Origin of the sequence: Shewanella sp. SR44-3, assembly GCF_014163735.1 — a bacterium.
GTDB lineage: Bacteria > Pseudomonadota > Gammaproteobacteria > Enterobacterales > Shewanellaceae > Shewanella.
Genome location: NZ_JACJDV010000004.1, coordinates 69,650 through 95,700 on the forward strand (window position 1 = coordinate 69,650; position 26,051 = coordinate 95,700).

The 26,051-nt window shown below is 44.5% G+C and carries 22 protein-coding genes; 11 read left to right on the plus strand and 11 right to left on the minus strand.

What is annotated here, in order from left to right:
- Positions 1 to 69: 69 nt before the first annotated feature.
- On the minus strand, positions 70 to 729 hold the full coding sequence (locus H5073_RS03575; RefSeq protein ID WP_182677263.1) for a 7-cyano-7-deazaguanine/7-aminomethyl-7-deazaguanine transporter: 660 nt from the start codon (positions 727 to 729) through the stop codon (positions 70 to 72).
- Positions 730 to 933: 204 nt separating this feature from the next.
- Positions 934 to 2,286, minus strand: coding sequence for an isochorismate synthase MenF (locus H5073_RS03580; protein ID WP_182677057.1), 1,353 nt, complete (start codon positions 2,284 to 2,286; stop codon positions 934 to 936).
- A gap of 152 nt (positions 2,287 to 2,438) precedes the next feature.
- On the opposite strand from H5073_RS03580, the gene H5073_RS03585 reads away from it, so the two are divergent.
- A complete protein-coding gene (locus H5073_RS03585) occupies positions 2,439 to 3,638 on the plus strand; it encodes an HD-GYP domain-containing protein (RefSeq protein ID WP_182677059.1) in 1,200 nt (399 codons plus the stop codon).
- A 134-nt stretch (positions 3,639 to 3,772) separates the two neighbouring features.
- Positions 3,773 to 3,922 (plus strand): hypothetical protein, encoded by a 150-nt coding sequence (locus H5073_RS03590; protein ID WP_182677061.1) that lies wholly within the window; start codon positions 3,773 to 3,775, stop codon positions 3,920 to 3,922.
- A gap of 34 nt (positions 3,923 to 3,956) precedes the next feature.
- On the opposite strand, the gene H5073_RS03595 is transcribed toward H5073_RS03590, so the two are convergent.
- Together H5073_RS03595 and H5073_RS03600 are read right to left on the minus strand one after the other, a co-directional pair.
- Positions 3,957 to 4,904: a YeiH family protein gene (locus H5073_RS03595; protein WP_182677265.1), complete on the minus strand. Its 948-nt coding sequence runs from the start codon at positions 4,902 to 4,904 to the stop codon at positions 3,957 to 3,959.
- Between the two features lie 189 nt (positions 4,905 to 5,093).
- Positions 5,094 to 5,603, minus strand: a complete 510-nt coding sequence (locus H5073_RS03600) for a malate synthase (RefSeq protein WP_182677063.1) — start codon at positions 5,601 to 5,603, stop codon at positions 5,094 to 5,096.
- Between the two features lie 167 nt (positions 5,604 to 5,770).
- Between H5073_RS03600 and H5073_RS03605 the strand changes: the two genes are divergently transcribed.
- Entirely contained in the window at positions 5,771 to 7,297 is a 1,527-nt protein-coding gene (locus H5073_RS03605; protein WP_182677065.1) for a DUF3612 domain-containing protein, read from the plus strand.
- Between the two features lie 303 nt (positions 7,298 to 7,600).
- Here the strand turns inward: H5073_RS03605 and H5073_RS03610 are convergent, their stop codons facing one another.
- Positions 7,601 to 7,762, minus strand: a complete 162-nt coding sequence (locus tag H5073_RS03610; RefSeq protein ID WP_182677067.1) for a hypothetical protein — start codon at positions 7,760 to 7,762, stop codon at positions 7,601 to 7,603.
- 372 nt (positions 7,763 to 8,134) lie between these two features.
- Here H5073_RS03610 and H5073_RS03615 point away from each other — a divergent pair, with 372 nt between their 5' ends.
- The 4 genes from H5073_RS03615 to H5073_RS03630 all read left to right on the plus strand — a co-directional run bounded on the left by H5073_RS03615 (position 8,135) and on the right by H5073_RS03630 (position 12,575).
- Positions 8,135 to 8,440, plus strand: a complete 306-nt coding sequence (locus H5073_RS03615) for a helix-turn-helix transcriptional regulator (RefSeq protein ID WP_182677069.1) — start codon at positions 8,135 to 8,137, stop codon at positions 8,438 to 8,440.
- A 190-nt stretch (positions 8,441 to 8,630) separates the two neighbouring features.
- A complete protein-coding gene (locus H5073_RS03620; protein WP_182677071.1) occupies positions 8,631 to 9,968 on the plus strand; it encodes an aldehyde dehydrogenase in 1,338 nt (445 codons plus the stop codon).
- Between the two features lie 9 nt (positions 9,969 to 9,977).
- Positions 9,978 to 10,805, plus strand: a complete 828-nt coding sequence (locus H5073_RS03625; protein WP_182677073.1) for a 2OG-Fe(II) oxygenase — start codon at positions 9,978 to 9,980, stop codon at positions 10,803 to 10,805.
- Between the two features lie 108 nt (positions 10,806 to 10,913).
- Entirely contained in the window at positions 10,914 to 12,575 is a 1,662-nt protein-coding gene (locus tag H5073_RS03630; RefSeq protein WP_182677076.1) for a SulP family inorganic anion transporter, read from the plus strand.
- 235 nt (positions 12,576 to 12,810) lie between these two features.
- On the opposite strand, the gene H5073_RS03635 is transcribed toward H5073_RS03630, so the two are convergent.
- Positions 12,811 to 14,085, minus strand: coding sequence for a mechanosensitive ion channel family protein (locus H5073_RS03635; RefSeq protein WP_182677078.1), 1,275 nt, complete (start codon positions 14,083 to 14,085; stop codon positions 12,811 to 12,813).
- Between the two features lie 204 nt (positions 14,086 to 14,289).
- Here H5073_RS03635 and H5073_RS03640 point away from each other — a divergent pair, with 204 nt between their 5' ends.
- On the plus strand, positions 14,290 to 14,814 hold the full coding sequence (locus tag H5073_RS03640) for a DUF3157 family protein (RefSeq protein ID WP_182677080.1): 525 nt from the start codon (positions 14,290 to 14,292) through the stop codon (positions 14,812 to 14,814).
- Between the two features lie 69 nt (positions 14,815 to 14,883).
- Here H5073_RS03640 and hutH read toward each other — a convergent pair whose 3' ends face one another.
- The 3 genes from hutH to hutC form a co-directional block, all read right to left on the minus strand.
- Entirely contained in the window at positions 14,884 to 16,416 is a 1,533-nt protein-coding gene (gene hutH, locus H5073_RS03645; RefSeq protein WP_182677082.1) for a histidine ammonia-lyase, read from the minus strand.
- A gap of 2 nt (positions 16,417 to 16,418) precedes the next feature.
- Complete coding sequence (gene hutU, locus H5073_RS03650; RefSeq protein WP_182677084.1) at positions 16,419 to 18,107, minus strand: urocanate hydratase; 1,689 nt, start codon at positions 18,105 to 18,107, stop codon at positions 16,419 to 16,421.
- 113 nt (positions 18,108 to 18,220) lie between these two features.
- Complete coding sequence (gene hutC, locus H5073_RS03655; protein WP_182677086.1) at positions 18,221 to 18,925, minus strand: histidine utilization repressor; 705 nt, start codon at positions 18,923 to 18,925, stop codon at positions 18,221 to 18,223.
- Positions 18,926 to 19,095: 170 nt separating this feature from the next.
- Here hutC and hutI point away from each other — a divergent pair, with 170 nt between their 5' ends.
- On the plus strand, positions 19,096 to 20,340 hold the full coding sequence (gene hutI / locus H5073_RS03660) for an imidazolonepropionase (RefSeq protein ID WP_182677088.1): 1,245 nt from the start codon (positions 19,096 to 19,098) through the stop codon (positions 20,338 to 20,340).
- Positions 20,341 to 20,375: 35 nt separating this feature from the next.
- On the opposite strand, the gene H5073_RS03665 is transcribed toward hutI, so the two are convergent.
- Positions 20,376 to 21,542, minus strand: a complete 1,167-nt coding sequence (locus H5073_RS03665; protein ID WP_259394809.1) for an alpha/beta hydrolase-fold protein — start codon at positions 21,540 to 21,542, stop codon at positions 20,376 to 20,378.
- A gap of 30 nt (positions 21,543 to 21,572) precedes the next feature.
- The gene (locus tag H5073_RS03670; protein ID WP_182677090.1) at positions 21,573 to 22,016 is read right to left on the minus strand and encodes a dCMP deaminase family protein; all 444 of its coding nucleotides are present in this window, start codon (positions 22,014 to 22,016) and stop codon (positions 21,573 to 21,575) included.
- 283 nt (positions 22,017 to 22,299) lie between these two features.
- Here H5073_RS03670 and mtnC point away from each other — a divergent pair, with 283 nt between their 5' ends.
- Together mtnC and H5073_RS03680 are read left to right on the plus strand one after the other, a co-directional pair.
- On the plus strand, positions 22,300 to 22,980 hold the full coding sequence (mtnC, locus tag H5073_RS03675; protein ID WP_182677092.1) for an acireductone synthase: 681 nt from the start codon (positions 22,300 to 22,302) through the stop codon (positions 22,978 to 22,980).
- A gap of 310 nt (positions 22,981 to 23,290) precedes the next feature.
- Positions 23,291 to 26,032 carry an EAL domain-containing protein gene (locus H5073_RS03680; RefSeq protein ID WP_182677094.1) on the plus strand — a complete coding sequence of 914 codons (2,742 nt, stop codon included), beginning with the start codon at positions 23,291 to 23,293 and terminating at the stop codon, positions 26,030 to 26,032.
- The last annotated feature ends 19 nt before the right edge of the window (positions 26,033 to 26,051 follow it).

The window sequence follows — 26,051 nt, forward strand, 5'->3', positions numbered from 1 at the left end:
CGGGGCGCTTTATATTAATCCATCTAGCCTAATCCTAAGTTAGATTTCTCGAATTAGCTAAAGTATCACTTAGGCCTGAGTGGCATTGCGCTCTTCGGTGAGGATCTTATCGGCTAGGATTTTTAGTAGTAAGCCATAGGCGGGTAAGAATAGCCCAAGGCTGACAATCAATTTAAAGCCGTAGTCGACAGTGGCAATTTCTGGCCAATTAGCGGCCATAAAGCTGTCAGTTGAAGCATAGAAAGCAACGCTGAAAAAAACTAAGGTATCAATAAAATTACCAAACAATGTTGAAGCCGCAGGGGCAACCCACCAGGCTTTTACTCTGCGTAACTGAGCAAATACACTGATATCTAGCAGTTGGCCGATCAAATAAGCCACAAAGCTTGCGAAGGCGATACGAAACACAAAAGTATTCCATTGGGCTAAGGTTTCAGTTCCTTGGAATTGGCCTTGGTGAAACAATACGCCCATGAGGTATGAGATCACTAATGCTGGCAACATGGCTTTAAAAATAATGCCTCGCGCAGCTTGTTTACCGAAAATTCGCACCGTGAGATCGGTTGCCAAATACACAAAAGGAAAGCTAAACGCACCCCAAGTGGTGTGGTAACCAAAAATTTGAAAAGGTAATTGCACCAAATAGTTACTGGCACAAATAATTAAGATATGAAAGCTGACCAATAGGATCAGCGCACGCTTAAACTGCGTGGGAGTTAGTAACAACATATTGTGGCCTTTTTCTTTGGGGTTAGACGGGGTGAGGGAACCCGCAATAATAATGATCAACATCAGTCGCTAATTGCTTTGATATTGTATGGTGCTGGCTATCGCTGTAGGTGTTATTCCAGGCTATTAGTCAGGGCGTGGGATTATAATGAGCCCAGCTTTAGATGCAAGCGTTAATCACCGCCAATGTGACTGCTATCTGTACTATAAATTATTCTGAGATTGAAGAATCGATAACACAGTGGCGAGTTTACTCTCAAGCTCGCTCCATTCAGCCTCTGGAGTCGAGCCTGGTACTATCCCCGCTCCAGCAAATAGACTTATTTTGTCTTGCTGCACCAACGCACTGCGTATCGCTACTGCAAATTCACTTTTTTGATGACCGATAAAACCACAAGCCCCGGCGTACCAGCCTCTGTCATAGCCTTCATTGTTACGGATAAACTTAAGCGCATGCTCACAGGGCAAACCAGCAACGGCAGGAGTGGGATGCAATACTTGCAATATGTGCTTATCTTGTACTTCAGGCTTAAGCTTGGCTGAAATCATCCCTCTAAGATGCTGAATATGGTTTTGTTTAAAAATATGCGGCTGTTTATCTGCGTTTAACTCAGCACTCAATGGTGTTAACGCTTGAATGATGTGACTGTGTACTAGGCGATGCTCATGATTGTTTTTAGCATCTTTAAGAAGGTCGGTATCATGCTGAGTGTTGACGTCATCAATGCATAAACTGGTTCCTGCTAACGCTTCAGTGAACAGTTGTCTGCCTTGCCTTAAGTAGAGCCGTTCAGGTGAACAAGAAATAAAATGTTGTCCATTCTCAAACAAAAAACCAAATTGGAAGCTATTTGGATTGCACTGTTGCCATTGCTGCAATAGCGACCATGGGTTGATAGGGGTGGATAAATTAAATTGGCTACGCCGAGACAGCACTATTTTACTATTTTCAGTTTGCAGCTCTTGCTCAACCACGTGGCTAACCAAGTTTTGCCAGCCAAGTTTGCTGGGTTGATCATGCCTATCGATGATTTTTACTGTGCTTAAGTGCTGTGCTTTGTGCTGATTTTGAGCTTCAAGTTGAGTTGGATCCATTGGCTCAACTGAGTCAGTAAGCGTTTGAAGTAGAAGGCTGGCGGCGTCACATTCTGCGTGTTTGTTTTGCTCTGAAAAACAAAAGTTTACTAAAAGTTTGATTTTGGTGTGGCTATGCCTAAGCTCTAATCTAGGAAGAATAAAGCGGCATTGTCCAAAGCTTGGCCAAGGAGCTGCATTTATATCAAACCCTAGGCCACCATAACAGCTCATGGTTTCGGGTAATGAAGGCAAGGTGCTTATATCAGTGAAGACTTGGCATTGGCCTATGCAGGCGATATCTTGATCATTGTCTCGGCCATGCCAATATATTTGCGGTAATGCTTGCTGCTGTGCTAGCCAAGGTAATAACGGAAAACTGACAATATCAATGCTAAGTTGATGATAACCAAGCGGGGTTTTTCCATGCTTAAGCTCTCTAATAAGATCGTTGATTTGAGATAACAGACAGTGGCCGAGCAAGGTGCACTCCTAAGCATTTGATAAGCGTTCGTTACTATAACTGGATTAATAATAACTTTGGTAAATTTAGCTTTCCCTCTTAGAATAAGCGTAGCTAAGCGTGATCAGGATCACGTTTCTTGGGTGTTGGGATTTGAAGGGGTGTGGGGTCGATGAGTAATACGCTTGAATCCAATGATGTGATTAAAATACCTATGAGCCGCCTAGCTTTAGGTATGTTCGTTACTGCTATCGATAATGCTAATGGCACTTTATCTATCACTAATCCTGGCCAAATTAAAACCCAAGAATCTATTAACAAACTATTAAAAAATGGCATAAAAAGCGTATGGGTCGATGTGGAGCGCTCTGCTGACTCTTGTGGGCTCAAAAAAACATCAGCTGAGGTAGAGCTGCAAAAAGGCAATCCATTAGCTCGTAAAGCTAAACCTAGCCGAGATAGCAAGCAAGCCCAAGTTAAAGTTATACTCAATGAAGCCAAGAGTTTAGTTCGTAAAGTGCTTTCGGAAACCTATGGTGGTAAAGCCATTGAAGTGGCTCCCTTCGAAGAAATTGCAGATAAAATGATTGAGTCTGTAATGGACGATGCTGATGCGATGAAGTGTATTTCGGCGCTGCGTACTAAAGATGCATATTTGTTAGAGCACTCAGTTAATGTGGCCTTTTTATTGGTCACGTTTGGCAAGCATTTGGGTTTAGATAAGGATTTGCTTAAGCAGATGGCTGTTGGCGGGATTTTACATGATATTGGTAAAATTAAAGTCGACAATGAAATTCTGCATAAGCCAGGTAAGTTAACTCCACAAGAGTTTGAGCATATGAAATTGCATCAAGTGTATGCCGTAGACATCATGGCGCAAACCCAAGGTTTGTCTCAGGTGAGCAAGGATGTGTGCTTGATGCATCATGAGAAGCTTGATGGCCGAGGTTATCCCAAGGGCCTTAAAGGTGATGAAATCCCTTTACATGGCCGCATGAGCTGTATTGTGGATATTTTCGATGCGTTAACTGCAACTCGTTGTTATAAAGAAGCCATGAGTCCCGCTGCAGCCTTTAAAATTCTTATTAGCCTCACGCCGTTTCATTTAGACCAAGCCTTGGTTTATGAGTTTATTCGCTGCGTAGGTATTTACCCCGTAGGCTCAGTCGTTCAGCTGTCCGATGAACGAATAGGTATAGTCTGGGAGGCTAAAAATCGCGATGCACTGCATCCTGTCGTGAAGTGTTTTTATTCGCTGAAGCATAAGCGCTACACTGAAGTTACCATGGTTGATTTACGTAAATCTGAAGTAAATATAGAGCGTGGGGTATCGCCGGGAACCCTAGATGTCGATCCTACACCTTTCTATTAAAAAGGCTGTGACTTTGTATCGTGCAAAGTCATTGCCTTAGTTAATCTAGCTATGTGTTATGTGTAATAGATCTTGGATGAGAATGGTCATCTTATTGATAATACAATTTTTACATTATCAATTAAGGGGGAAAGATGACCGCATCAATACGTGCCAGTTTAATACTGCTGCTAGCCATATCGGCACTGCTTGCCTCTTTCTACACCTCGGGTCTGACTCAGGCCGTCATTGAACTCAGTGCCTTCTTCATTCTTTTAGGCTTGGTTATCCGCAGTCAAAAATAGCCAGTTGAATTCACCATTTTAGTGTTCAGTTCGGTTAGTTTCTCATTAAAATTATGTAGCCTAAAGATAAGCTTCCTATCGCAAGCCAAAGTAATACCCCTAAAAGTAATGGTTTTGGGCCAGCGGCTTGCATTTTTTTCAAGGTGATTGAGGCACCAATAAAGAATAAACATAAGATCAGCAGTTGTTTAGAGGCGCTAAATAGCACTTGATAGTGTTCGGAAGGGAAAAAGTGCGCCACGGCGATAGCCAGGCAATAAAATACAATAAAGTAGGGCAGGTTGAGTTTGTTTTTGGTTCCACCAAACAGCATGGCGCTGAGTAACGCTATAGGAATAATCCACAAGGCCCGGGCAAGTTTTATAGTGGTGGCGGTTTTTAAGGCTTCATCACCGAATGTTGCCGCCGCGCCAACCACAGATGAAGTGTCGTGAATCGCGATGGCGCTCCAGACGCCAAATTCATATTGACTCAAACTCAAGGCATGACCAATGGCAGGGAATACAAACAAGGCCACTGAATTGAGCATAAATACACAGGCTAAAGCCACAGCGATTTGCTCACCTTTAGCATTAATCGCTGGCGCAACAGCCGCAATGGCGCTGCCTCCGCAAATAGCCGTCCCAGCACCAATTAAATGACCAATTTTACTGTTTACGCTAAGTGCTTTCGTCAGGTAAAAACTTAACCCAAGGGTGAAAAAAATCGAGCCGATGATTAAGCCCAAATTGCCTAAACTGGCTTCAATAGCTTCTGTGACATTAATACCAAAACCTAAACCGACAATGGAAAACGCCAGTAGTTTTTTAGTCATGAGGGTTAAATTAACTTCCCTAGGTACCAAGTTTACACTGGCGAGGGAGAAACCAAGCACTAGTGCGACAGGGGAAGAAATTAACGGCGTTAGGCATAGACCTGCCAGTAATAAGAACATGGCCCAAGGAAGGGTAAAGTTTTGTTTAATGCGGTTAAATAGATTCATCAGTAAAAACTTAGTCGCCATAAAAGCGCGGATCAAAGCGTGAATGCTGGCTTGGATGATCCCTTGAATGAGAACTTGAGTATAACCTTGCTGATGATGATAAGACAGTGAAGTAATGGTAAAACTTGAGCCAAGTCCTCGAAAAATAGCGTTAAGGATTTAGCTCAGGCCTTAGGTAAAAGATGTAGATTATAGGCAGTAATCGCTGCCATCTTTAGCTGTCACGTTTAGTGGCCTTGTTAGCATGTCTTGATTAAGCAGACTGGTCCATTCTTGAGTAAGCTGCTTATGAGGCATGGCCTGTAGCAATACATCGTTCACTCCAGCTTGGTCTTGGCAACCTAACAGGCCTTGGCGATCAATATTGATGGCAAGGTGGGTTTTTCCATCTTTTAATACCAAACAGCTAGGGTCGCTTTTGTGGCCACTTAATGCCACAAATTGGCGCGGGCGCTTAAGGCCGCTTTGGCTGCCATCAGCCATAAACGCAATTAAATGGGTGTAATAGACTAAATAGCTGATCACTTCCTGATGTGAACCTTGAGAAAGTGGAAAGTGACGGTCGAGAAATTGTTTTGCTTTTGCACTCGGGGTTGATTCTTCCACCACACCTTGAGTTAAGGCTGCGACCTTGTTTGCCTCTGAGTTAGAGCCAAGATTTTGATTAGTATCAATGTTATTCATTAATGACATATTCATCGCTGTATCCTTTTTAGTGTTGTTGGTGCAATTATTCAAGTGGTATTTTCAGTTTGGTTAGCAGTACAGGCTCAAAAATATCGCTTGCTCCGATTGCTTAGTTTGTAGTCTAAAACAATTTTGGCTACAATTTCACAATAAAAATTTTACAATGTGAATTTTACAAAATGCGTAACGATCAAAGCTTAATGCGAAAGTCTCATTTTTTAGGAACCAAGATACGCAATCTACGTAAGCGCAACCATTTGACCATGGAAGACTTGTCGGCTCGTTGCGTGCGCATGGATGCCGGTTCAGCCCCCTCAGTGTCTTATTTGTCTATGATAGAGCGGGGCAAGCGAGTACCGAGCGCCGCCATGCTCAGTGTGATTGCTGCTGTATTTCAAAAGGAGCTTGAATGGTTCCTCGATGATGTGCCTGAAGAAGCCTCCATTACCCCAGACAAGGGCCGTCACGGTGGCATAAGCGGTATGGCATTGGAGCCAAGCTTCTTATTTTCCAACGATATTTTACAAATCGCCATCCCTGAGATGTTGTCACAAACAGGCACCACTGGTCGTCAGTTTGCCCATCTACTGATCCGTGCTCACCAAGAGCATCACCAAAATCATTTTCCCGATCTTGAGCGCGCCGCAGAAGATATAGGCCAGAAACGCATGCCACTGAGCGCTGATGACATGCTGGATATTGCCAAAGGCATGGGGTTGCGTATCAAATGGATCGATGCAACTCCCCAGGAGGTCATTGACGAAATGGGGCTAAGTTCTCGCCAACTGGTAACCTCATTTTTTGAACCTCCCAGTACTATTTTCGTTAACAAAGCCCTAAAAAATAGACCTTACAGGCTGAAATACGACCTGGCTGTGCATATCGGTCACTGCGTTTTACACAATAAAGATGGCCTTAAAAGTGTGATGACATCGGGCCGTAGAGAAGACAGTGCCGATGATGGTACTCAATCTAATTCACTTAATGCACAGGATATTCTTCATGCTTGGCGTGACTTTGAATCTAGCTTTTTTGCCGGCGCCTTACTCTGCCCTAAAGTCCCCTTTAGGCAGCTTTTAGACCGCAGCGGCTATGAGATTGATGTACACAAACAATTGCAGGTGTCGGCATCGGTAGCGATGCGGCGCATGACAGTGGTGTCGCCTTATCCTCACTGGCATTATTTTGATGCCTACGCTCAAGGAAAACTGCAGGCCGTTTATCGAGGCAATGGCATTCCACTGCCTTGGGGCAATATGCGCTTAGTGCAAGATCCTTGTCAGCACTGGGCGGTATTTAGAATGATAAATGAGCCTACAGTTGGCACTTCTGCACAAATTTCAATTCTGGACGTGGGTAACGAGCCAAGAATTTACTGTTGTGAGTCGATAAAAGTTGACGATTCCGCCGGTAACGCCCACGTACTTTGCGCTGGTATCGATCTAAATCCCGCCATTGAAGCCCAAGGCAAAAATGCGCTCTCCATCGCTCAGGATTTAAAGCAGGCTTGTGTGGATTCGGGAGGTTCAGTCGTTATTCCGAAAAAGATAAAGCAAGATTTAACCAGCGTCGCCAAAATTCTTAATATCAACTGGATAGAACGTGGAATTAAAAATGAAGCACGGCTTATTTGCTCCCGAGGCGGCGTCTGCCCCAGGCAACCTAGCTGCTACGCCGCAGGTAAAGCAGTGTGTGGTGATGAATAAGTTTAGCTGTGTGTGACCCTTAAATAGACAGCAAAGCGCACTCATTTAAGGGCGAGTGCCTAAGCGTTTGATAGCAAATTGCACTGAGTCGTTAGCCTCTTGGCGCAGCAAGATGTAACAGGTCTCTTAAGTCAGTTTTTTCGTGCGGCTTCCGACTCCACACACGGATGAGTTTTAGCTAAAGCTAAAGTAAAAATCTAGGAAGTGATCGATGGGAGTGTTGGTGTTGAGTTGGGAGGGTTAGCCAAGGGGGGTTAACCCCTTAAGACCAAGCACGTACTGAATAACAATCAAGAGTGGTGATTAACGCTTGTTATTAGATTTAGTGCTAATGAAAAATGAAAATACATAAGTGCTTAATACCGCAATTAAACAGCTTTTCTGCAATAGATCAATGGCTAAATGACGACTCTGCTTACGGGCTTTATTAAGTGGCGTTAAGATAGATTTTTTTAGCTTTGTCATGGGTATTCCTTGGGTTTGTATCTGAATTTAGAGAGCCGCAATATCAATAATGATGAATTTATAATAGTGTAAAAAGATAATTAATCTGATTATGAGTGTAATTATTAGTGCCCTAATTAATATTTGAACATATTCTGCGTCTTATAGCAATTTTAAAGCCGATTTTATGTGCAACATCAGCAAGGTAGTGACGGCAAAAATGATGCTTAAACTCAGTTAGACTGGGGCTCTTGGGATTGTGATAATAATTGTGCTTAGTTTGATCGCTGCTAGCCGTGGGGGTGAAGAAAGCCCTTTTAAAAAGAAAACTGCTTTACAAGAAAAACGCAACATCGCAATATCTCGATATCTAAAAATGATTAAGGATAGGAAATGGATCTTAATCTTGTTATCAAGGCGCTGGGTAATCCAATGCGGATGCAAATTTTGAATTGGCTTAAAGCGCCAAAGCAGAATTTTCCAGTAGAGTCTCAGCTGGTGGATGCCGATGTAGACGGCGTGTGCGTCAGCATCATTCAAGAGAAGTCTGGCCTGTCTCAATCGACGATTTCTGTGTATTTGGCCACGTTGCAGCGTGCGGGTTTAGTGAATGCCAAGCGCATTGGCCCATGGACCTATTATCAAAGGGATGAGCAAAATATTAAGCTGTTTTTGTCTCAGCTTGAGCTGCAGCTCTAGCCAGAACCACTAAAGCTGCTAAATACCAGCTTTAGTGGCAAGCTAATCATAATTGCACTGACTTATATAAATTTACTGAATTTAGTTACAACCTAGTTATAACTACTGGTATCGAAAAATAACGATATCTAAATATTTAATTATCGCTTGTTTCGTTGTTCTCAACGAGGCATAGCAAAGGAAAACCAGCATGAATACTTTGGCATCTTTTAACCCCAGTAATGGCAAGCTCATCGGCGAAGTGGCCGTTGCTAATCGCGCGGATGTGGCTAGCACAATCGCTACTGCACAGGTATCAGCCCTAAAGTGGCGTAAGTTAGCTGCCAAAGAGCGCTTAAGTCAATTAACGCTAGCCTACGAAAATATGGCTGAATTAACCGATGAATTGGCTTTGCTACTCAGTCAGGAAATGGGCAAAGACATTCGCCGCGCCAGAGGTGAAGTGCAAGGCGCCATGATGAGTGGGCCTTATGTCGCGCAAACAGCATTAAGTGCATTTCAGCCACGCCAACTTAATAGTCGCACCGAATTACATTACCAAGCGTTAGGTGTTGTGGCGGTGATTTCGCCTTGGAACTACCCCGTGATGATGGCGAACAATCTTATTGTGCCGGCATTGATGGCAGGCAATAGCGTCATTTTAAAGCCCTCGGAGCAGACGCCATTGATTGCCCAAGCATTCTTTGAGCAGTTGCAGCGAGGCCTGCCAGAGGGAGTGCTTAGCATTATCCATGGTGATGGCGAAGTTGGAAAAATGTTGGTGGAGGCCGAGGTTAACTTAGTGGCGTTCACCGGCTCCATGGCGGTGGGAAAAGACATCATGGCGCGAGCAGCGTCAGGGTTAAAACGCTTAGTAATGGAGCTTGGTGGTAACGATCCTATGATAGTGATGGCGAATGCCGATCTTGAACGCGCGGCTCGTTTTGCTGTCGCCAGTAGCTTTGAAAACGCCGGCCAAATGTGTACTTCTACCGAGCGCATCTATGTAGATGAGCGCATTGGTGATGCATTTGAGAAAAGAGTCGTCGAAATAGCCTCTCAATATCAGCATGGTCCATGGGATCAAGCTGGAGTCGATATCGGCCCAATCATTAACCAGAAGCAGCATCAAAAAATTCTAGCGCATATTGAAGATGCTAAGACTAAGGGCGCTCGATTATTGCTGGGCAGCAGCGTTCAGACGGCGCCTTATATTCAAGCCACAGTGATCGCCGATATGACCCCTGAGATGTTGATGGAGAAAGAAGAAACCTTCGGCCCCATAGTTGCCATTAGCCGCTTTTCATCCATTGAAGAGGCTATTACCAGAGCCAATGATTCTGACTATGGTTTAGGGGCGGTGGTATTTGGGCATCAAGGTGCTAGCGAGGTCGCGGCCCAGCTTGAGGCTGGCATGGTAGCGATTAACCAAGGCCCAGGCGGCTCAGGTGATGCACCTTGGGTTGGTGCAAAGCAAAGTGGTTTTGGCTTCCATGGTTCGACAGAAGGTCATAGGCAATTCGCCCAAGTTCAAGTTGTCAGTAAATAGGTGGCTAATATGATTAATCATGATGTTGAAAAAATAGACGTTAAACAATCAGCAGTAAAAAAATTGGATATCAGCGAGAAAGGTTTTTTCGTGGTAGCGAGGGAGCCAGGGGCTGAGCACCCTGATTTACCCACTTGGGCTGTGGCGAGCGCCAATCCTATTGAGCTTGCAGCAACTGCGCCCAATGCTGTCACTCGGGTTGAAGTCCCCTCAGTGCCGGGCGCGTTCCAGTTACACAATGTATTATCTAAAGAAGAATGCCAGCGCTTTATTGATGCGACTGAAGCTTTAGGTTATTTGGATGATGCGGCGGTGTCATTGCCTAGAAAAGTGCGCCATAACAGCAATGTTACTTGGGTTGTGGACGAGCAGACCGACGGACTGATTTGGTCTCGTTGCCAGCATTTATTTGCTGGTAGCAAGATACATTTCGATGGTGATGATGCCATGGGGCTCAACGGTCGATTTAGATTTTACCGCTATGGCGCGGGTGATTTCTTTAGCACTCACACCGATGGCTCTTGGCCGGGAAGCCGAGTTATTGATAATGAGCTGGTGGCTAACGCTTACCCCGATAGATGGAGCCAGCTGACATTTTTAATTTTCTTAAGTGATGATTTTGAAGGCGGCAGCACGCAGTTTTTAGTTAATAAAGACGATCCATCACTGCCAGCAAGGCGAGCCCAAGAAACCGAAACTGTGAATGTGCGCACTCCAGCTGGCAGCGTATTGTGCTTCCCCCACGGTCGTCATCCGTTGCATTGTTTGCATGGTTCGGCAGTGATTACTGCGGGCACTAAATATATTATCCGAACCGATGTATTATATCCTTTGTAGCTTTGTTTGAGTCAATGCAAGTAATGTTTATAAATTAAGCTTATGCTATTGCCTGTTATGATAATCGTATTATAATAAAATTATAACGATTGTCGTTCGAGGTGATCAATGTTTGCTATGTTGGATGCACAAAAGGCTGGGTTGTTTAAGGCTAAATTTTGGCTTAACAATATTATTGCCGGTGTGATAGTGGGGGTTGTAGCTTTGCCGCTTGCTATGGCTTTTGCTATTGCATCAGGGGCAAAGCCCGAACAAGGTATTTATACCGCTATAGTTGCTGGTTTTTTCGTATCTGTTTTTGGTGGCTCTAGGGTGCAGATTGCTGGCCCAACAGGTGCATTCATTGTTGTTTTATCGGCTATCACAGCAAAATATGGTATTGGAGGATTACAAGTTGCAACCTTAATGGCTGGGGTTATTTTACTGCTATTGGGTTTAGCCAAAATGGGTACCATGATTAAGTTTATTCCTGATCCTGTCATCTTAGGTTTCACTTCAGGTATAGGTGTTATTATTTGGGTCGGCCAGTGGCAAGATTTCTTTGGTTTACCACCTATCAGTGGCGAGTATTTTCACCTTAAATTATTACACTTATTCGAGTCTTTTCCTCAGCTAGATTTAACCACGACCTTATTAGCCTCTTTGTCATTAATGTTAGTGCTATTGGGGCCCAAATTACCCTATTGCAAGCAGCTTCCTGGCCCTTTAATTGCGCTTGTCGTTGTTACGGGGATTCAATATTTTTTCCAATTCGATGGCATTAAAACTATTGGCAGTGCTTTTGGTGGTTTACCACAGGGCTTGCCTGAATTTCAGTTTCCAGTTATCAACATTGCATTGATTATTGAGCTCATTGGGCCTGCATTTACCATTGCTATGTTAGGGGCCATTGAGTCATTACTTTCCGCCGTCGTTGCTGATGGCATGGCCGGTACTCGCCATGATTCTAATCAAGAGTTAGTGGGCCAAGGTTTAGCGAATATTGTGGCACCTTTGTTTGGTGGTTTTGCTGCTACTGGAGCGATAGCTAGAACGGCGACTAATATTCGAAATGGTGCAAATAGTCCGTTAGCAGGCATAATTCATTCACTGACGCTTATCTTAATTTTGATACTGCTTTCCCCTTTAGCTAGCCATATTCCCTTGGCTGCACTGGCCGCCATTTTATTTGTTGTTGCTTGGAATATGAGTGAAGCCAAACATTTTATAAAAATGCTCAAAAGGGCACCTAAAGCTGATGTTGTCATTTTACTTATTACCTTTACATTAACCGTTTTTGCAGACTTAGTGATAGCGGTTAATATCGGTGTCATTCTAGCAATACTGCACTTTTTGAGCCGCATGGCCAACAGTGTGGAAGTGACTAAATCCACAGAGGCGGATCTAAACAGAGAGTTTCCTTTGCTTAATAATGCTACCGTACCAAAAGATATCCTTGTCTATGCGGTGGAGGGGCCATTCTTTTTTGGGGCCGCTGAAAATTTTGATAGAGCGATGGCTGCGACAGATTCTGATCCTCGTTTTTTAATCATTCGCCTAAAATGGGTACCCTTTATCGATATTACAGGCCTACAAACTTTAGAAGAAGTCATTGCTAATTTTAAGCTGCGTGGTGTTCAGGTTGTACTTTCTGGTGCCAATGAGCGAGTCCACAATAAGTTGCTAAAAGCCGGCATTATTGATTTAGTCGGTAAGGAGCATTATTTTACACTGTTTGAAAATGCCTTAGTTGCCATGCAAAATCGGTTATTTACCGAAAAAAAACCTTAGTTGTACCATGGTAAAATAGCGCTGCCTAACTCAGCTGAGCTCGATTTAAGCTGTAACAGAAATAGCACCGAAATCAATATCTCTGATATTAAGTTGTGGCTTACTTTTTGAGCTGCTCATAGATTGCGTATAATAAATCTCCATGAAAGCATTGTGCTTTACCTACAGTGATAAATTTTTTTAATACTCTTGTGAACATTGTTTATCAGTGCAGGTAAGAATGGCCTAGTGTTTATTAATACGATGACTCTACCTTGATGCTTTTTAGGCTGCGCAAGTCATTACCGGTTGGATTTTGGAATGCCCGCAAACCAAACTCTGGTAAGATGGCAAACACATGGTCGAAGATATCCGCTTGAATGGTTTCATAATAAGTCCAACGCACATCGTTGGTGAAAATGTACAATTCTATGGGTAACCCTTCGGTGGTCGGTGCAAGCTGACGCACCATTAAGGTCATGCCTTTATGCACCTTTTCATGGTGATTCAAATACTGTTGTAAATAGGCCCTAAAGGTACCTACGTTAGTTAGCCGTCTGCCATTCACTGGCATATCAATATCACTCACGCTAGCGTTGGCTTCGTTTATTTCTGAAAATATCTTAGGCAGATACTCTTTCAGGTGATTCACTTTGCCTAGGCGAATTCTCTCATCATCGGTTAAAAACTTAATGCTGTTCACATCAATATTGACCGAACGCTTGATGCGGCGGCCTCCGGATTCTGACATTCCGCGCCAGTTTTTAAAGGCATCAGACACCAAAGCGTAGGCTGGGATCATTGTGATGGTATTGTCCCAATTGCGCACTTTTACTGTGTTCAATGACACTTCTTCTACCGCACCATCGGCGCCGTATTTGTCCATCTGGATCCAGTCTCCCTTGCTGACCATACGATTGGCCGCCAATTGGATCCCAGCAACAAAACCCAAAATAGTGTCACGAAACACTAGCATCACAAAACCAGTCGCTACACCTAAACCACTTAAGAAATACACTGGGCTTTGGTTAGCAAGGATGGATACGCAGATAATTAAACCAATGAAAAACAAGAATAATTTAGTTAACTGGACAAAGCTTTTAACCGGTAAACGCCGATTCACTAAGTTAATATCTGCAATTTCATTGATGGCATCCAGCGCGGCATAAATCGCCCTAATCACTAAAATGGCCAATACCATGTTCAGTAACCGATCAATAAACTGCGCCATGACGCCTTGCTCTTTCAGCGCCACAGGGATAAATAAATTCAGCACTATGGCTGGCACCAAGATAGCCAGCTTCTCTAGTACTCGAAAACGCATAAAGATATCATCCCAAGTTGCCTTGGACCTGTGGATCATGATATTAACCGCTTGTATCACGACCCGCTTAACAAGAAAATAAGCCACCATAGCCACAAATAAACATAAGGTGATTAAGACACCTGTGGCGAAGATATCTGTCGGTTGGCTATTTATGCCAAGCTCTTGCAACCACACTGCAATTTGCATTCTTAATTCTTGATCCACTACTCCACCCTCTGGCTATTCTCGAATTAACTTCATCCTGATGCATCCTACACTAATACTATTTCACAACGAACACTAAGCTGAATCCAAAAGGATATATTGGCTATATTTCCCACTCTTAGATGACCTCTGCACAGGACAACAGAAGTTAACCTGTGCTATAACAAGTTTTTTATTGAGCACTAATCGCCAAAGGGAATAACAATGACCTCAATTTTACGTCTAGGAGCAGCATCACTTATCATGCTTGCCATGACAGCACACGCCGCCGACATTGGTAAATTCACCCTAGAAAATGGTGCAGAAGTCTTACTGAAAGATGACTTCACATGGGAGTATATAGTGGTTGAACAAGACACTCAGACACTGGCCTCCATAGTACTAGCTCAACCTGAGTTACTGACATCCACAGCCAAAGATGGCATTAAAGTTAGCCTAGCCAACAGCGTATGGGATGGTGAACGTCTTGGATTGACCTTTGATTTAACGAGTAGCAGTAGCGATCACATAGTTTTAGTAGAAGTGGCCACTAAATTCTACTCAGATTCAGGTCTTGCACTTAAAACTGAGACCTTAGATGTCTGGAAAGCGACTTTCCGCCTACCTGAAACCTATCTTCGTAAAGGTGAGCAACGCCAAAGCCGCACGCTTTGGGTAGAGGGAATAGATAAATCCCAGTGGCAGAAACAACTATTACAACTAAGTATTAGCGAGCTAAAATCTCGCTAATCTCAATGCCAACACAAAAAAGGACCTCAAGGTCCTTTTTTGTGTTAACTAGCAAGTGGGCAATGCGTCTTAGAAGCTTGGCATTAATCCAGCAGGCAAGTAAGCGTTGAAGCTGGCGCTATACAAAAGCTCGGCAGCGCTTTCGATGTCAGGCGCAAAAAATCTGTCCTTATCGTAAAAGCTTACTAATTCGCGCAGCTCAGCTTTAGCACTGGCCACCGCCTCACTTGGCGCTAAAGGCGCTCTAAAATCTAACCCTTGGGCCGCTGCCAATAATTCAACAGCCAATACACCGCGAGTATTTTCACTCATATCACGCAATCTACGGGCAGCAAAAGTCGCCATAGATACATGATCTTCCTGATTTGCCGATGTTGGTAAGCTGTCTACCGAGGCAGGATGCGCATAGGTTTTGTTTTCAGAAGCCAGCGCAGCCGCCGTAACTTGAGCTATCATAAAGCCCGAGTTAACCCCGCCGTTATTGACTAGAAATGGTGGTAAGTGTGACAAGCTTGAGTCAATCAGCAAGGCGATGCGGCGCTCGGCAATGGAGCCAAGTTCGGCAATGGCGATGGCTAAGTTATCCGCCGCCATGGCCACAGGCTCGGCATGGAAGTTACCGCCAGAGATAATATCGCCCGTGTCTTGGAACACTAGTGGGTTATCTGTCACGCCATTGGCTTCGACACCTAAGACATCTGCCGCATGACGAATTTGAGTCAAACATGCGCCCAGTACCTGTGGTTGACAACGCAGTGAATACGGATCTTGCACTTTAGTGCAATTGGCATGGCTTAAACTGATTGCTGAGGTTTCACCCAATAAGTGACGGAACACGGCGGCCGAATCGATTTGACCTTTCTGGCCACGCGCCGCATGAATACGCGCATCGAACGGGCTACGACTGCCCATGGCAGCTTCCACGCTCATGGCGCCAATCACTGAACTTGCCGCAAACAAGTCTTCGGCATTAAATAAGCCTTCGAGCGCCAGTGCTGTAGAAGCTTGGGTGCCATTTAGCAGGGCTAAGCCTTCTTTGGCGGCAAGCTCTAATGGCTCAAGCCCTGCGATTTCAAGGCCTTCTTTAGCGGAAATAATCTGCCCTTCATAGCTCATCTCGCCTTCGCCTAATAGCGGCAAACACATATGAGCCAGAGGCGCTAAATCTCCCGATGCGCCCACTGAGCCTTTTTCAGGCACACAAGGGTAAACGCCAGCGTTGACTAATTTAATCAAGAAGTTAATCACTTCAAGGCGAATACCAGAGAAGCCGCGGCTTAAGGAGTTAATCTTAAGCACCATCATCAAGCGCACTGAGGCATCTTGCATGTATTGACCAAAACCTGCAGCGTGGGACAAGACAATCGAGCGCTGCAGTAACTGTAAGTCTTCAGGGGCAATTTTAGTGTTCGCCAATAGGCCAAAACCTGTGTTGATGCCATACACGGTACGGCCTTCACTCAACACTTGTTGCACTATGGCGGCGCTTTGGTTGATTTCGGCGATAGCCGAGTCGGCTAAATGCAAGTTCACTTTACTGCGGCTGATCTGGCGCAACTGGGCTAGGCTCAAGGTGCCTGGTACTAATTCAAATGACATCATGATTACAATCCCTTCTTTGAAACATCTAGCATAGGTAAGTCTAAGCCCTGCTCTTTGGCGCAGTCTTTGGCAATCTCATAGCCTGCATCGGCGTGGCGCATCACCCCAGTTGCTGGGTCATTCCATAAAACGCGCTCAACACGCTTAGCCGCGGCGTCACTGCCATCACAGACAATAACCACCCCAGAATGCTGACTAAAGCCCATGCCTACGCCGCCGCCATGGTGTAATGACACCCAAGTGGCGCCGCTAGCGGTATTCAATAAGGCATTAAGTAAAGGCCAATCAGAGACCGCATCCGAGCCATCCATCATGGACTCAGTTTCACGGTTTGGGCTGGCAACCGAGCCACTGTCTAAATGATCGCGGCCAATCACTACAGGTGCGGATAGCTCGCCATTTTTAACCATTTCGTTAAAGGCTGCGGCAAGGCGTGCCCTGTCTTTTAGGCCAACCCAGCAAATACGCGCAGGCAACCCTTGGAAGGCGATGCGCTCACGGGCCATGTCTAACCAATTGTGCAGGTGTTTATCGTCTGGGATAAGCTCTTTAACTTTGGCATCTGTCTTGTAGATATCTTCTGGATCGCCAGAAAGCGCCACCCAGCGGAACGGGCCTATGCCTTCGCAGAATAAGGGGCGAATATATGCTGGCACAAAACCTGGGAAGTCAAAGGCGTTTACTAAGCCGACATCTTGGGCCATTTGGCGAATGTTGTTGCCGTAATCGAAGGTGGCAGCGCCTGCGGCTTGCAAGTCCAACATGGCCTTCACTTGTACTGCCATGGAAGCTTTAGCGGCTTTCACCACGGCTGCTTCATCGGATTTACGCATCGCGGCGGCTTGCTCTAAGCTCCAGCCCTGTGGCAAGTAACCGTTTAAAGGGTCGTGCGCTGAGGTTTGATCTGTCACTACATCAGGCGTTATGCCGCGCTCAACTAATTCGGCAAACACATCGGCAGCATTGGCAAGTAGTCCAACTGACACGGGCTTACCCGCTTTATTGGCTTCATCTATCATGGCCAAGGCTTCATCTAATGTACTGGCTTTCTTGTCTACATAGCGGGTACGCAAGCGAAAATCGATACGGGTTTCATCTACTTCACAGGCTAATACAGAAAAACCTGCCATGGTGCCCGCTAAAGGCTGCGCGCCGCCCATGCCGCCAAGGCCGCCAGTGAGTACCCACTTACCCTTGGCGATACCGTCAAAGTGCTGTTTCGCTACCGAGACAAAAGTCTCATAGGTACCTTGCACTATGCCTTGGGTGCCAATGTAAATCCAAGAACCTGCGGTCATCTGGCCATACATGGCCAACCCTAATTTATCTAATTCGTTGAAATGTTCCCAATTAGCCCAGTGTGGTACTAAGTTAGAGTTAGCAATCAATACTCGTGGTGCATCTGCATGGGTGCGAAACACGCCGACAGGCTTACCGGACTGGATCATTAAGGTTTCATCATCTTCTAGGCGCTGCAGCACTTCGATTATCTTGTCGTAGCTTTGCCAATCTCGGGCCGCGCGACCAATACCGCCGTATACCACGAGATCTTCTGGGCGCTCGGCCACATCTGGGTGCAGGTTATTCATTAGCATGCGCATCGGCGCTTCGGTTAACCAGCTTTTACAGCTAAGTTTGCTGCCGTGAGGGGCAATGATGCGGCGGCTAGGGTCATGTCTGTTGTTATCCATTTTTTCCTCGCTGAATTAAGCTGTTGTTGTTTTATTTGTCAGTTATAAGGCTAGAGCTATAGATTTCGTGTTACTTGGCGTTTATGGCACGGCCATTTCATTGTCGCTGTGCATTATTTAAATTTAAGATGACCACCTAATCGAAAACGGCTGCCTGGGTGGATAAGTCGAGAGAAACTCACCACGCCTTGGCGCGACCAAGTACGGCGCAGCACCTGTAAACAGGGCTCGCTGGCTTCAATATTAAGTTGCTGTTGAAACTGGCTATTGGCCGATATTGCCTCAACCGTGTGCTTGGCTTCTGTGAGTGGCGCCACCTTAGATAAATACTCATGGGGGGTTTGCAGGTTAAAGTCTTGGGCTAAATAGTCTGGCACCAATCTAGGGTTCACAAATCTCTGCTCCAGTTGCAGCGGCAGGCCTTGCTCGCAATGCACCAACACAGAATAAAACACTGGGCTGCCTACCTCTAAATCTAACGCATTAGCAACGGAGGCCGCGGCGGCGATTTGAGTCAAAGCCAGTTGCTGCACGCTGTAACCGTGGCCACGCTCTTTAATTTCATCGGCAATATTGCGAATAGTCAGTAATGACGACTGCGACTTAAGTCCAGAAACAAAAGTACCTAGGCCTTGGCTGCGCTCTAAAATACCTTGCTCCACCAGCTCAGTCACCGCGCGCCTAGCCGTCATACGGCTACAAGAAAATTGCCCTGCAAGCTGGTTTTCTGACGGGACTTTATCGTCCTCTTGCCATACACCCGTTTCAATATTGGCTATGATATGTTGCTTAATCTGAGCAAAAATCGGCGCTGTCATAATTAGTCCTGCAAAGTTGACTCGTTTGGAATAGTCATAGTGAATAGGTGAAAACTGAAGCAATTATAGGCTATAATCCTACCTTGTATATACAAGTCAAAACAAGTGGATTACAATTTTTACTTTTCATCAACGCCTAATCGCTGATATCACTACAAAAAGGTAAGTCTATGTCTTGGGATCAAGTTTGGATTGACGTCAATATCGCCACAATGGATGCCAAGATTGGCGAGCCCTATGGTGCTATCACAGCTGCTGCTATTGCAGTCAAAGATGGAAAAATTGCTTGGCTTGGCCCAAGAAGTGAACTGCCTGAATTTGACGTGCTGGCAACCCCGGTTTACAGGGGCAAAGGCAAATGGATAATGCCTGGACTTATTGATGCCCACACTCATCTAGTCTTTGCAGGCAGCCGCGCCAATGAATTTGAACTGCGCCTTAAGGGCGCCAGCTATGAAGACATTGCCCGCGCTGGTGGCGGTATCATATCCACAGTAAAGGCTTGCCGTGAAGCCGATGAAGCAGAGCTGTTTGAGCTTGGCCGCCAGCGCTTAAATGCCCTAGCTAAAGAAGGCGTCACTACGGTTGAGATAAAATCAGGGTATGGTCTCGATGTTGAAACCGAGCTCAAGCTGCTGCGGGTTGCCCGTGAGCTTGGCAAGCATCACCATGTGGATGTTAAGACGACTTTTCTAGGTGCCCATGCCATACCGCCAGAGTACAAGGATGCCCCCAACAGCACTGCCCGCAGCGATGCCTATGTAGATCTTGTGGTCAATGAAATGTTGCCTGCGGTAGTGGCGGAACACTTAGCCGATGCGGTGGATGTTTTCTGTGAGGGCATAGCTTTTAATCTTGAGCAAACCGAACGCGTGCTTAATGCGGCTAAAGCTCACGGACTTGGCATCAAATTACACGCCGAGCAGCTATCGAACATTGGTGGCAGTGAAATGGCGGCCAGATTAGGCGCCCTGTCGGTGGATCATATCGAGTATTTAGACGAAGTTGGCGTTAAAGCCTTAAGCGAAAGCGGCACTTGCGCCGTACTGCTGCCGGGCGCGTTTTACTTTCTACGGGAAACTAAGTTGCCGCCGATAGATTTATTGCGCCAATACCAGGTCCCTATGGTGGTCGCCAGTGATTACAATCCCGGTTCATCACCCATTTGCTCGAGCCTCTTGATGCTCAATATGGCGTGTACCTTGTTTAGGCTCACCCCAGAAGAAGCCCTTGCAGGCATGACAGTCAATGCCGCCAAGGCGTTAGGTATAGGTGATAATGTCGGCCATCTTGCCGTTGGCATGCAGGCTGATTTCTGTTTGTGGAACATCAGCTCAGCGGCTGAGCTTGCCTACAGCTATGGCGTTGACCGACTCATCGATGTGGTCAAAGCGGGTAAATTAGTGCATCAATAACGGATACCAAGCATAAGGCTATGTAGCACAGTGGCTTACTCTGTTTGGTACTCGGTTAGCAACTTACCCCAGCGATTCAAATAAAACGGATGCTTGGTCAGACTCATTGCCAGTGTTAATTCAGCAATCGCATCTGAGGATTGCCCTAATGCAGCCAAAGTCACAGCCAAGCCATGGTGAGCGTGAGCATCTTGCGGATGCTTAGCCACACAAAAAGTCCCCACGGCTAAAGCTTGCTTAAGATCTGTTTTTGACTTGGCTAAATTTAATAACGAATCGACCGCCGATACCTCAAAACCATAACGCTGGCTTAGCCATTGATAATGCTCATAAATAGCCTGTGGCCCTTGCTTACCTAAAGCTGACTCTGGCTCAACCGATTTATGGATATCATCGAAGAACATTTCAATGGCATAAATGGTTGCTAATGCCGGTTGCGACATGTAATAAGAGCCTTCGAATAATTGACTGCGCCAAATTAAATTCTTAGGCGCCTTGAGCTTAAGTAATTCAGTGAATTTATCAAAATCGGCAATTTGCTGTTGCTCATAACCACTGTCGGCGCGGGATAAAAATAACATCCTCGGCTGGGTGGTTAATTTGCGAGCAAGATCTGGCAAGGCGTTAATCGCGTCAGTCATCAGGGATAGATGGTTATCACTTAAAATCGGGCTGGCGGCAATGTAAGCATTGAATAACTCAGGGCGGTGCAACAAGGTGAACAAACTGATACTGGCATTGCCAGTAAAACCACTGAGTATTCTAAAACCATTAGTACGATATTTAGCATCCACTGCAGCCAACAAGTCTTGTCCGATAAAATCAAGCAACGCTTGCCCTTGCTGAGCATTATCGAAGCTTTTTAACTTGCCTAACCCTTCATGACCATCTGGCGCTGTGATTATGATGGTTTCCAACCAAGGCCAAGCACCGTTGTGGCTCATCCAATCATGAAGCCCTGCTAAATAGGCGTGGCTACGGGGATGAAAATCCACCAAGACTAGGTATTTTTGATCTTTATTTTCATGGTATTTACTGGGTAAGGTCACTATAAAATCTGCGCTACCTACAAAGCTTTTTGAGTGAACCTTCAACACCTCAGTGTCCCCGTTAACTTGGGCAAGAGCAGGGTTCACTCCCAATACAATTAAGGTTAACAGTATTGGCAGCGAGTTGAGCAAGCGCTTAAGCATAATTGGCATATTCAATCCTTGAACTAAATTTAAGTGAGTTTAAGTCAGCTCATCCAGTGGCAACCAAGTCACTTTAACGTCAGCTTGTAAGAACATCTCTTGGCTGATATTAATTTTGTCGCCCCAGCGGGAGAGGAAATCGGCATTTTGCTCTGGGCAAAATACTCCTGTTATCCCAGTTTGAATGATCTTGGCGGCGCAATTGGGGCATGGAAAGTGGGTTACCCAAATATCACAGCCATCGAGATCGCGCTTAGCAAACAGGATCGCATTTTCTTCTGCATGCAAGGTTTTAAGTAGTTTCATATCGCGATCATCGGTTTCTGCACTGTCAGAAATCCCATGGGGGTAACCATTAAAGCCGACAGAAACAATGCGATTATGTTTAGTGATCACAGCGCCCACTTGCGTCGATGGATCTTTACTCCAAGAGCCGACAAGTTCAGCCATCTGGAAAAATCGTTTTGCCCATTTAGATATCATAGAAATACACCTTAAAAATTAACCTTGGAAGACTGGCTGATCTCACTCATTTTATATCCCACAAGGGCTTGCGCCATCAAGCCAAAAATTGATATTCAAGCTTGATAGCTACTTAATTAATTGTGGTTAAAAAATAAATGCTTATGAAAGCCTACCTAGTGTTGCTTAGCTTCACAATAAAAATGTGATTTTACCTAAGTAGCGTAACAATTCGACTAGCCAATCAAGTCAATAAAGCATAGGATCGAGGGGAGATAAATTTAACATGGAGTAACAAGGCATTATGAGTATTAGAGCCATTGTCGTCGACACTGCCGGCACCACCACCGACCTCAACTTTATTCAAGATGTGTTATTTCCTTACTCTCACAGGGTAATGGCAAGCTTTCTCGTCGAACATCAACAGCAAGTATTAGTTGATTGTTGCATTAACGATGTTCGAGATATTGCCCTGGAGCCCGAAGCTTCGGTTGAGCGAGTGGCTGAAATTCTCCAGCAATGGATAAATGAAGACAGAAAACTTACGCCACTGAAAACCTTGCAAGGATTAATTTGGAAGCAAGGCTATGACAGCTTGGCATTTCAAGGGCAAATCTACCCAGACTTCGTTGAAGCAATAAGCCGTTATCACAGCCAAGGGCTTGCCATATACAGCTTTTCTTCGGGTTCAGTCGATGCGCAAAAATTACTTTTCAACCATAGTGAGGCTGGCGATTTAACCCCATTATTTAGTGGCCACTTCGATATGCGCATTGGTAACAAACTGGATAAACAAGCTTATCAAAATATCTATAACACTATCGGGCTACAGCCAAAGCAAATTATGTTTGTATCTGACTCAGTACAAGAGCTTACAGCAGCTGAAGCGGCGGGCATGATGACGTGCTTAATACAGCGCGCTGAACGGGTAGATAGCGGCATACACAAGCAAATCACTAGCTTCCATGAGCTTAAATTTAACTAATCTCAACTCAGTTAAATCCTAACTTCATCACTAAAACGACCTCTAAGGTCGTTTTTTATTTCTAGCGGTTCCTAAACCTAGACTACAAAGTCCAAGCTATTATTCGTTAACCCTATCTATGCTTTAAGCCAAAACATCTTAAAGAGTAACAACTAAGTAATTGATCTGAATCAATATTGATATCATTCTAATTGATTAGGCTAACCAACTTTAGCATCCAAAATTTTAGGCTATACTGATCGATAGCAGAGTATTATTCAGCTATTTTTATGGATATTTTTTAACCTTTGAGCATGGATTTAGCCATTAGATGAAATTAAATTCTGTATTAAGCATAGCCATTTCGCTGACCCTATTAGTGGTTTTAGCGACTTTTAGCATTCACACTCAAGCAGTGCCAAATAATGAAATGCTTACCGACATGCCTGTCGTCAATATGCATACCCTCACTAAAAATGAACGGATCTGGTTAGAGGCGAATCAACCCATCAGGGTGGGAGTTGATGGCTACTTCCCTCCCTATAGTTATCTAAATGACGAGAAAAAAATCATAGGTATAGCTATGGATACCTTGCACTTAATTGGTGAAAAATTGGATATCGACTTCGTCGTAGATAAACAGGTAAGTTGGCAACAGGTTATCAGTAATTTTAATGCCAAGAAGACAGATATGGTTCTCACCATGGTCAAAACGCCTGAGCGAGAAGCTAATTATATTTTCACCACTCCCATAGTGTTTAAGTCTTTGGTTATCATTAATCACAAAGGCAATAGAAGCATAGATAACCGTGAGGATATTGCTGGGAAAACAATAGCTTTAGTTAAGAATTATCACTATGTCAGCAAGATTTTGACCGAATTCCCCAGTGTCATTCCATTTTATGTCGATACCATGCGAGAGGCGCTCGAAGCGGTGGAGTCTAAACAAGCCGATGCTGCAATTACCTTTTTTGCCGCCGCCAATTTTTTACAGCAAAAATATCTGTTTACTGAGTTAGAGTTTGCGGTGTTTTATGAACGAAATAGCGCCAATGATGCCATAGCAATCAGGCATGACATGCCTATGCTAGCGTCAATAATGCAAAAAGGCTTAAATGCCATTAGCTCCGAAGAAAAGCTCGCTATTAATAATAAATGGCACGCGAGTATCGAGATCCCCACCAATTACCAACAGCTGATAGAGTTGTCATTGATTTCAGGTTTTTTAATTCTTTTATTACTTGTGTGGCTATTACAGGAAAAGCGTCATAACAAAGCATTAATCATAGCCCACAATGACACCGAAGCCGCTAATCAAGAACTCAATAAGCTTAAAGATAACTTAGAATCATTAATTTTCGACCGTACTACCCAGCTGCAAAACAGTGAAAATAAATATCGTGGTCTTGTGGAATCTCTAGAAGATGAGTACGTTTTTTATCAGCATGATTCACAGGGGAATATTCAATATGTCAGCCCATCTGTCAGCCATATTTTAGGTTATGAAGTTGCAGACTTTATTGGTGATTACCGTAAATATCTCACAGAAAATCACTGCAACCTGTTGATACCTGAATTTGTCACCCGCAGTCTTAAAGGCGAACATATTCCCCCTTTCGAAATAGAGATTTTTGATACTCAAGGTAAGGTTCATAGCTTCGAAGTGCTTGAGCGCCCTATGTACAATGAGCAAGATGTTTGTATTGGTTGTGAAGGTATTGCCCACGATGTATCTGCGTTAAAACAGCATCAAGCAAAATTACATCAATTGTCTCATTTTGATGACCTCACAGGTTTAGCAAATCGTTACTTATTCAAGCTGTCATTGGATCAAACCATACTCACAGCCCACGCACTGGGGCAGCCGTTTTCATTACTTTTTCTCGATCTCACTCGCTTTAAAATTATCAATGACAATCTTGGCCACAGTGCGGGAGATAAATTATTACAACAAGCTGCTGTCCGCTTGAGTGGATTATTAAACAATAACGACATAGTGGCGCGATTTGGTGGTGATAAATTTTGTATTTTGCTGCCAAACAGCAATGCTTTAGAGGCAGAAGCCAAGGCAGTGGAATTAATCCAGGTCATGGCGCAGCCTTTTGAAGTCTATGAGCAAACCTTCATTTTAGGTTGCCGCATAGGGATTAGCTTATTTCCTATTAATGGTGACGATGGCGAAACCTTGTTGAAACAAGCCGATGCAGCTCTATATGTTGCTAAAAAACTCCCGGCGGGTTTTGCTTTTTGCAGTGAAGAGCAGGCGAAATACAATCAACGCCGCCTGACACTCGAGCAAGGATTAAGACTGGCTTTAAGTCACTCCAGCTTAGCTGAAGGCTTTGAGCTATTTCCCGTTTATCAATCCATCAATCAGCTGCCTGAGACTGAGCTTGCTGGATTTGAAGCCTTAATGCGCTGGCATCATCCAGATCTTGGCCCAATTTCACCCATTGAATTTATTCCCATTGCCGAAGAAACAGGACTTATTTTTGAATTAAGTCGTTGGATGCTGGCTAAAGTTTGCCATCAGTTAAAAGATTGGCACAAACAAGAATTTGATTTTAAGCGTGTATCAGTGAACCTATCAGCTCTGGAACTTATCAATGTAAATTTAGCAGAAGAAATAATCAGCCTAATTTATGAAGCTGGCGCCGAGCCTCAATGGCTTAAAATGGAAATAACTGAGACCGCACTGATGGCGGCTCCTGAGCAATCAATAAAAACCCTCAAGAAACTCGTAAAAGCAGGCATTCAGGTGGCAATAGATGATTTTGGCACTGGTTACTCATCTCTTGCTTATTTAAAGTCATTGCCAGCCACGTCATTAAAAATTGATCAATCTTTCATCCGTAACCTTATCAACTCTCCAGAAGATCAGGCCGTAGTGAAAGCCGTAATTAGTATGTCCCATTCTTTAGGAAAAAAAGTTATTGCAGAAGGCGTGGAAACCCAGCATCAATTAGACTTTCTCACCAGTCACCACTGTAACTTGGCACAAGGCTACCTTTTCTCTAGGCCACTAACGGCGGAGGATTGTGTTAAAAAATATGCCGTCTCGCAGCCTATTTAAACCTTGATATTTGTAGTGC

Excerpts from the sequence above, each read along its gene's own strand:
- H5073_RS03585 (WP_182677059.1), top strand. The coding sequence starts at position 2,439 with ATGAGTAATACGCTTGAATCCAATGATGTGATTAAAATACCTATGAGC.
- H5073_RS03595 (WP_182677265.1), bottom strand. The coding sequence starts at position 4,904 with ATGAATCTATTTAACCGCATTAAACAAAACTTTACCCTTCCTTGGGCC.
- mtnC (WP_182677092.1), top strand. The coding sequence starts at position 22,300 with ATGAGTATTAGAGCCATTGTCGTCGACACTGCCGGCACCACCACCGAC.
- H5073_RS03575 (WP_182677263.1), bottom strand. The coding sequence starts at position 729 with ATGTTGTTACTAACTCCCACGCAGTTTAAGCGTGCGCTGATCCTATTG.
- H5073_RS03600 (WP_182677063.1), bottom strand. The coding sequence starts at position 5,603 with ATGAATATGTCATTAATGAATAACATTGATACTAATCAAAATCTTGGC.
- hutC (WP_182677086.1), bottom strand. The coding sequence starts at position 18,925 with ATGACAGCGCCGATTTTTGCTCAGATTAAGCAACATATCATAGCCAAT.
- H5073_RS03665 (WP_259394809.1), bottom strand. The coding sequence starts at position 21,542 with ATGCCAATTATGCTTAAGCGCTTGCTCAACTCGCTGCCAATACTGTTA.
- H5073_RS03680 (WP_182677094.1), top strand. The coding sequence starts at position 23,291 with ATGAAATTAAATTCTGTATTAAGCATAGCCATTTCGCTGACCCTATTA.
- H5073_RS03640 (WP_182677080.1), top strand. The coding sequence starts at position 14,290 with ATGACCTCAATTTTACGTCTAGGAGCAGCATCACTTATCATGCTTGCC.
- H5073_RS03625 (WP_182677073.1), top strand. The coding sequence starts at position 9,978 with ATGATTAATCATGATGTTGAAAAAATAGACGTTAAACAATCAGCAGTA.
- H5073_RS03590 (WP_182677061.1), top strand. The coding sequence starts at position 3,773 with ATGACCGCATCAATACGTGCCAGTTTAATACTGCTGCTAGCCATATCG.
- H5073_RS03620 (WP_182677071.1), top strand. The coding sequence starts at position 8,631 with ATGAATACTTTGGCATCTTTTAACCCCAGTAATGGCAAGCTCATCGGC.
- H5073_RS03615 (WP_182677069.1), top strand. The coding sequence starts at position 8,135 with ATGGATCTTAATCTTGTTATCAAGGCGCTGGGTAATCCAATGCGGATG.
- H5073_RS03670 (WP_182677090.1), bottom strand. The coding sequence starts at position 22,016 with ATGATATCTAAATGGGCAAAACGATTTTTCCAGATGGCTGAACTTGTC.
- hutU (WP_182677084.1), bottom strand. The coding sequence starts at position 18,107 with ATGGATAACAACAGACATGACCCTAGCCGCCGCATCATTGCCCCTCAC.
- H5073_RS03630 (WP_182677076.1), top strand. The coding sequence starts at position 10,914 with ATGTTTGCTATGTTGGATGCACAAAAGGCTGGGTTGTTTAAGGCTAAA.
- H5073_RS03610 (WP_182677067.1), bottom strand. The coding sequence starts at position 7,762 with ATGACAAAGCTAAAAAAATCTATCTTAACGCCACTTAATAAAGCCCGT.
- H5073_RS03605 (WP_182677065.1), top strand. The coding sequence starts at position 5,771 with ATGCGTAACGATCAAAGCTTAATGCGAAAGTCTCATTTTTTAGGAACC.
- hutH (WP_182677082.1), bottom strand. The coding sequence starts at position 16,416 with ATGATGTCATTTGAATTAGTACCAGGCACCTTGAGCCTAGCCCAGTTG.
- hutI (WP_182677088.1), top strand. The coding sequence starts at position 19,096 with ATGTCTTGGGATCAAGTTTGGATTGACGTCAATATCGCCACAATGGAT.